Genomic DNA, 1,003 nt, shown 5'->3' with positions numbered 1-1,003 from the left:
GAGGATCGCCTGGATCGTCACGGCGTGGAAGAACAGCAATGAGAGGACGTCGGGGTCGACGCCGCCCCCGCCGCCGCCGAACCCGGCCCCGCCGGCCCCGTCGCTCTGGGAGACTAACTCGCCCATCACGTCGATGAACTGCGTCTGGAGGATGGCCATCACGCCGAGCAGCGTGACGTACGTCATCACGATGATCGCGACCTGCATCCGGGTCCGCGACCGCCGCTCGCGCTCGATGTCGTCCTGGTTCTCCGAGGCCTGCGCGGCCGTCGTCAGCACGTCGGTGATCTGCGAGGAGGCCTCCTGCGCCTCCGTGATCAGCTTCACCGTTCGTGCGAGCCGGGGCACCGCGTACGAGTTGTTGAACTCCACGAGGGCGTCCCGGAGGCTCATCCCGTAGTTCACCTTCGCGTGGATCACCTCGAACTCCTCCGCGAGCTTCCCGGTCGACGTCTCCGAGACCGTGCGCACGGACTCGAGCAGCGTCTGTCCGGTGTCGTTCGCCGAGGAGAGCTTCCGGAGCGTCTCGGAGAGCTTCCCGGTCACCGCCCGGCGGGAGCGCTGATGCCACTCGTAGAAGAACCCGAGCGGGATCAGTACGACGTAAACGGGGACGTAGAGCCAGACGAACGCCGACCACACCGGGCGGGCGACCCACCCGTCGAACGTCGTGGGCGCCGAGCCGGTCCCGGCCGCGACGACGACGAGCGCGAGCGCCGCGGGCACGGTCAACGCGAGGGTGTACAGCGGGTTCTCGCGGAGGAAGAGGTGCGGCGCCGAGAGGATCTCCACCGTCTTGTGGGTCCCCTCGCGGTCGCGGATCCGGTCGAAGACGCCGAACGTCCCGACGAACGCCTCCACGAGCCCGAAGTGAAACAGGCCCTCCCGACTCGTCTGTCGGAGCCGCTCGCTCCCGCCGTCCGGCTGGAGGTAGCCGTCGCCGGGCTCGTCCTGTTTCACCGTCGAGACCAACACGAGGAAGCCGACGCCGACCAAGGGGATG

The 1,003-nt window shown here is 68.6% G+C and carries 1 protein-coding gene; it reads right to left on the bottom strand.

What is annotated here, in order from left to right:
• On the bottom strand, positions 1-1,003 hold a 1,003-nt coding region (locus U4E84_RS18910; RefSeq protein ID WP_322533581.1), incomplete at both ends, for a type II secretion system F family protein.

It is taken from the genome of Halorubrum sp. AD140 (assembly GCF_034497445.1).
In the GTDB taxonomy this organism is placed as follows: domain Archaea; phylum Halobacteriota; class Halobacteria; order Halobacteriales; family Haloferacaceae; genus Halorubrum.
The sequence above is the reverse complement of the archived record's forward strand: the minus strand, read 5'-3'. Positions and strand labels throughout refer to the sequence as shown.